This window comes from Stutzerimonas tianxiuensis (genome assembly GCF_053470365.1).
The window spans coordinates 1-5,281 of the sequence record NZ_JBPVWS010000033.1 but is presented as its reverse complement, the minus strand read 5'-3'; the positions used below and the strand labels follow the sequence as shown (position 1 = coordinate 5,281).

Annotated in this window: 5 protein-coding genes and 1 pseudogene; 3 read left to right on the top strand and 3 right to left on the bottom strand. The window is 55.3% G+C overall.

The window, feature by feature from the left end; translation table 11 throughout:
- The first annotated feature begins 419 nt into the window (after positions 1 to 419).
- Together ACSSNI_RS22625 and ACSSNI_RS22620 are read left to right on the top strand one after the other, a co-directional pair.
- Positions 420 to 1,094 (top strand): heavy metal response regulator transcription factor, encoded by a 675-nt coding sequence (locus tag ACSSNI_RS22625; protein ID WP_008569962.1) that lies wholly within the window; start codon positions 420 to 422, stop codon positions 1,092 to 1,094.
- Positions 1,091 to 2,464: a heavy metal sensor histidine kinase gene (locus tag ACSSNI_RS22620; protein ID WP_003292663.1), complete on the top strand. Its 1,374-nt coding sequence runs from the start codon at positions 1,091 to 1,093 to the stop codon at positions 2,462 to 2,464. The genes ACSSNI_RS22625 and ACSSNI_RS22620 overlap by 4 nt, the downstream gene beginning before the upstream one ends.
- A gap of 122 nt (positions 2,465 to 2,586) precedes the next feature.
- Here the strand turns inward: ACSSNI_RS22620 and cadR are convergent, their stop codons facing one another.
- Positions 2,587 to 2,991, bottom strand: a complete 405-nt coding sequence (gene cadR, locus ACSSNI_RS22615) for a Cd(II)/Pb(II)-responsive transcriptional regulator (protein ID WP_003292662.1) — start codon at positions 2,989 to 2,991, stop codon at positions 2,587 to 2,589.
- A gap of 92 nt (positions 2,992 to 3,083) precedes the next feature.
- Here cadR and ACSSNI_RS22610 point away from each other — a divergent pair, with 92 nt between their 5' ends.
- Positions 3,084 to 3,974 (top strand): cation efflux transmembrane domain-containing protein, encoded by an 891-nt coding sequence (locus ACSSNI_RS22610; RefSeq protein ID WP_003292661.1) that lies wholly within the window; start codon positions 3,084 to 3,086, stop codon positions 3,972 to 3,974.
- 86 nt (positions 3,975 to 4,060) lie between these two features.
- On the opposite strand, the gene ACSSNI_RS22605 is transcribed toward ACSSNI_RS22610, so the two are convergent.
- Together ACSSNI_RS22605 and ACSSNI_RS22600 are read right to left on the bottom strand one after the other, a co-directional pair.
- On the bottom strand, positions 4,061 to 4,693 hold the full coding sequence (locus tag ACSSNI_RS22605; RefSeq protein WP_003292660.1) for an HAD family hydrolase: 633 nt from the start codon (positions 4,691 to 4,693) through the stop codon (positions 4,061 to 4,063).
- Positions 4,694 to 4,750: 57 nt separating this feature from the next.
- Positions 4,751 to 5,281: pseudogene (locus ACSSNI_RS22600) on the bottom strand (three-Cys-motif partner protein TcmP); the annotation flags it as partial.

Below are 5,281 nucleotides of genomic sequence, written 5' to 3'. Positions count from 1 at the left end.
TCTCTGCGGGTGCGCCAGGCTACCACGCGGGCGACTGCTTTCGAGTCCGACCTCGATGAGGTCCGATTCATCGCCGAGTACCCTCTCTCGATCTTGTGAAACACCATGAGCAACACCACATCTTCTTTAGTTTTGCTCCCTTGGTTTGAAGATGTGTTTCAGGCGCCCATCAGGGCGCCTTTTTTCGTTTGGTGCACCCGCTCGCGCTGCGGGTCAACCAAATGACCGGTAGATTACAAATTCGCAAGATAGCCCTCACAGGGCTTTTACCGCGTTAAAGTGCTTCCCGCTTCCCTGGGCAGATCTTTTCGCCTCTGCCTTTCACGCTAGAGCCAAGCCGCTTTCGTCTTGACCTAGTTACTACATGGATTTTTTTGGTTCCGCTTACCGCGCACCTCCTTGCCGAGTTACCTCAAAACATGCGCATCCTGGTTGTCGAAGACGAGATCAAAGCTGCGGAATACTTGCAGCAGGGTCTTATCGAATGTGGTTACTTGGTCGATTGCGTAAGTGATGGCCTCGATGGGTTTCACCTGGCACTGCAGAACGACTATGACATCGTGCTGCTAGATGTGAATCTGCCAACCATGGATGGGTGGGAGGTTCTCGAACTCATCAGGCGGCGTAAGCAGACACGCGTCATCATGCTGACTGCCAATGGCCGCTTAGAGCAAAAAGTCCGCGGCTTGGAATCGGGCGCCGACGACTATCTGGTCAAGCCGTTCCAGTTCCCCGAGCTGCTTGCCCGTATCCGGACACTGTTGCGGCGAGGCGAGGCAGTCACACTTCCGAGCAACCTGCGTGTAGCCGACCTCGAACTGGACCCGGCCCGGCATAGGGCTTACCGGAGCGGTCAGCGTATCGACCTCACCAGCAAAGAATTTGCGTTATTGCATCTGCTCATGCGCCGGACTGGCGAAGTCCTCACGCGTACGGAAATAACTGCCATGGTGTGGGACATCAATTTCGACTGCGATACCAATGTGGTGGATGTTGCGATTCGTCGCCTGCGGATGAAAGTGGACGAACCCTTCGGCGATCGCCTGATACACACCATCCGGGGTGTGGGCTACGTGCTGGAGGCGCGGCCTTGAAGCCACTCAGCCTCGCATCGCGTCTCGCGCTTCAAATCACACTGACCGGCGCCGCTTTGGTCGCGCTGCTGATTGCACTGAGCTACTGGGTACTGGTGCGCCAACTGGAACTGCGCGCCCAGGAGGAAGTGACGGCCAAGCTCTCTCAGATCGATCATGGACTCCTCGAAGACACCAAAGCCCGTATGGGCCGCTCCTGGCAACACGCATTGAGCGATACCGTACTCGGCCATGACAACCTTTCGATTACGGTCATCGGCGATACAGCGAAATCACCCATTTTCAGTATCGGCCGATTCGCCAATGCGCCGCAGCAGCTGGATCTCGTGAGCAGGGACGGCGACTATCTTGGCTGGACAACGAAAGATGGCGTGCAGATGCTAACCGGGCGCAAGCAAATCCAAGTCCCGGGACTGGCTCCAATGACGCTTTTACTTTCGCAAGATCGCAGTGCCGATCAACGGCTGGTGGCTGCATTCCTGCGCTCGGCCTTAGTGACCGTGCCGATGCTACTGATATTGATCGGATTGGCTGGATGGCTAATCGCCCAAAATGGCTTGCGGCCGCTTCGCAAGTTCCGGGCCTTGGCGACTAAGGTATCTACACAGGATCTATCACCTCGAATCCGCACCGATCGGCTTCCGCAAGAGCTCCAGGCATTGGCGCACAGCCTCAACGTAATGCTTCATCGACTCGATGACGGCGTTCAGCAACTGTCACAATTCTCGGACGATGTGGCTCATGAGTTAAAAACTCCGCTGAACAACCTGATAGGCAAGGCGCAGGTGACTTTGGTGCGTGAGCGAAGCAAGGAGCATTATCGGGAGGTGATCGAGTCGTCGGTTGAAGAACTCGAACGCATGGATCGAATCGTGTCAGACATGCTGTTTCTCGCCCAGGCCAGCCACGCCAGCCCAGCACTGAAGCTCGAACAATTATCTTTAGGAAGCGAGGCGAGGCGCGTATGTGAATACTTCGAAGTCCTTGCCGAAGAAGCGGGAGTCGCTACGACAGTAACGGGCGATGCCATGATTTTGGGAAATCGACTTATGGTCCAGCGGGCCATTTCCAACCTGCTATCCAACGCGCTGCGGCATTCAAATACTGGCAGTACGGTCGAACTTAAGATCCTTGAGGAGGACGTAGACATCGTCTCGCTGGCTGTCACCAATCATGGCGCGACTATCGAATCGGATCATCTCCCACATCTGTTCGACCGCTTTTACCGCGTTAACGGCATACAACCTCGCGGGGCAGGATTGGGGCTAGCGATTGTCCGCTCAGTGATGAACCTCCACAAAGGCCACGTGGCCGTCGCCAGCAAAGACGGTCGGACCACGTTTGAACTCACGTTTCCTCGGCAGGCCTGACTCAAAGTGATACCGCACGGAGACAGCCATCACTACGAAGGGGCAAAAACCACAGGGACAAACAACCATTTCGAGGGCATGCGCGTTGGCCGGGTAACCAGGCCCGCAAGCCCCAACGCCGTTCATTTAATGCATGCGTCCTCGCTAATTCCGGCGAGAATGCCGCAAGCCTCAACTTCCCGCCCATCGTTGCAATTAGCCCGCAGTGAAACGAGTTGTCGTTCGAGTGATTGCAGAGCGGTTATCTGGGATCTGACTTGAGAAATGTGATCATCGAGTAAGGCATTGACGGCCGTACAAGGCTGGCGAGGGTCATCCTGGTAGCTTTGGAGTGCGTGAATCTCTGGAAGTGACAGATTCAAGATTCGGCAGCGCCGGATGAAAGCTAGCCGCTCGCCATGCTTCTCGGTGTAGACACGATAGCCGTTCGCCTGGCGATCAGGCGGTGGCAACAAGCCCTGCTGCTCATAGAAGCGGATCGTCTGTGTATCAATCCCTATTAGCCTTGCTAACTGACCAATGCGCATCGTGTGAATCCTCATCGGCTCTGCGTTATTGACCTTATAGTAGCTATAAGGCTTTTAATGATCCCATCTTCGATTTCAAGTGGAGCCGTATCATGAGCAAGTCCGATGGTCCCTGCGGCTGCGATGCGACACCAGCCGCTGATGCCGATATGCAAAACCCTTCCGATACGACGGGGCAATGGGTCAGTGTTTACGCCGTGCCCAAGATGGATTGTCCATCAGAAGAGCGAATGATCCGCTTGGCGCTGAATGGTTTGGACGGAGTTCGGAAGCTGACTTTTGATCTGTCGGACCGTCGGTTAGATGTCATGCATGACAGTGCCGTTGAGCCCATAACCAAAAAGCTGGCGACGTTAGGGCTAGGCGCCACTCTTCAGAAAACTGTCGCGGCAGACCCTGAGATGATCAAAGCCGCCGAGAATCCGGCGAACTCTACACAGGAATCCCGCTCCCTACGTTTACTGTTAGGCATCAACGCCTTCATGTTCGTGGTAGAGATGACTGCTGGCCTGATTGCCAGGTCCGCGGGTCTGATTGCCGATTCGCTCGACATGTTCGCTGACGCGGCAGTGTACGGCCTGGCCCTTTATGCGGTTGGGCGCAGCGTCAATCTGCAGGTGCGTGCTGCACACCTTGCTGGTGTGCTCCAGCTGATTTTGGCCCTCGGCGTGCTCGTAGAGGTGATCAGACGCTTTATATTCGGCAGCGAGCCCGAGTCGCTGATAATGATGGCCGTCGCGTTCCTGGCATTGCTCGCCAACACGGGTTGTTTGCTGCTGATTTCCAAACACCGGGAAGGTGGTGCTCACATGAAAGCGAGCTGGATATTCTCCGCCAATGATGTGGTCATCAACATGGGCGTCATAGTCGCCGGAGCGCTCGTCGCTTGGACTGGGTCCAACTACCCAGACCTGATTATCGGTACCGTCGTGGGATTCATCGTTCTCAACGGCGCTCGGCGTATTCTGGCGCTCAAGGGTTGAAGGAGCTCCCGTTACAGAAAAAGGGTGTCTTCATGCCTGTAAGCCATCCGGGTCTAGCGGCGTCAGCTAAAACTGGCGACGCCGCTTTAGCCGTTGGCGGATGGTGGGTATTGCAGAACGTGGGCTGCAAAGTCCATCAGCGAGACGAAGCCGCACTGATCGGCTTTTCCTTCACGCTGTAGGTGGTAGCCCCGCATGCCTTGCCCAATTGGACCAAGCATATCGGCTTGCAACGTGTCACCGATCATTGCGATAGCGGAGGCTTCGCAGCCAAGCTGTTCGATCATCTGACGATAGATTGCGGGCTCAGGCTTTATTGTCCCAACCTCAAAGCTCCATCCGTAAACATCGAACGACGGCAGTAACAGTTTGGCCGGAATCGCATATGGGGCTGCGAGATTGGAGCACAACGCGAGATTCAGGCCGGCGTCCTTTAGCTGATTTAGCGACTCCAACGCATCATCGAAAAGGCGAACGCTGGCCAGCTCGGTGAAAAGGTCGCTTTCAAGGCTAGCTAACTCAGAGTTGCTCAACTGCGCACCGAAATAATCGGCAGCTCCAGCCAAGCCCAGATTTCGAGTCATCAGAGTCCGTGCGTCATCCGGCCTTGGTGTTTTGCCCTGAAGCCGCAGGTTCTGCATCAGTTGGCGGAAAGGATGGCGGCGCTCACCTATCTGGAGAAGCGTGCCAAACACATCGAAAACTACTGCTTGTATCATGCCGGTACCTCTACCGTTGGAGGCGAACCGCCCACCCGAAGAGCGATGCCGCCCCTCTCAGTTTTCTGAACTGGATTTCTTCAGAGGTGGCACGAAGAAGATGGGTCTTTGCGGGGGCGCTATCAGGATATCTGTCGACTTGATGCTTGTGCCTTTTCGACGCCTTGTTTTGCCGTTCTTGTCGACCGCCAGCAGATCACCGGTCGCGACAGCAATGTCGAGTGCCTGCTTTACGCGAAGCTCGTCAGCCATGGTGTAGTTGGTCAATCCGCTCATCAGGCCCAAAAAAGGTTGCCGTTCTACCTCGTAGACCTGTTTGGGCAAGAGCTCCGAAAGTTCTCCTCGGATGCGGTCATTGGTAGCATCGTCGAAATAATGCTCATCCAACAGCAAATCGTGCTGACCTGTCACGGCGATATCCCGATTGGCGTCGTAGCCGAAAAAGCTGGAAGGCGACAGCATATGGGAAAAGTTGTTGCCGTATTTCCAGTGGATCTTCTTCATCACATCGTTAGCGCGGTAGTTGTTCGCCAGATGGATAAACCAATAGGCCATCGGGTTGCTGCCGGCCGGACGAATGAAGAAGAC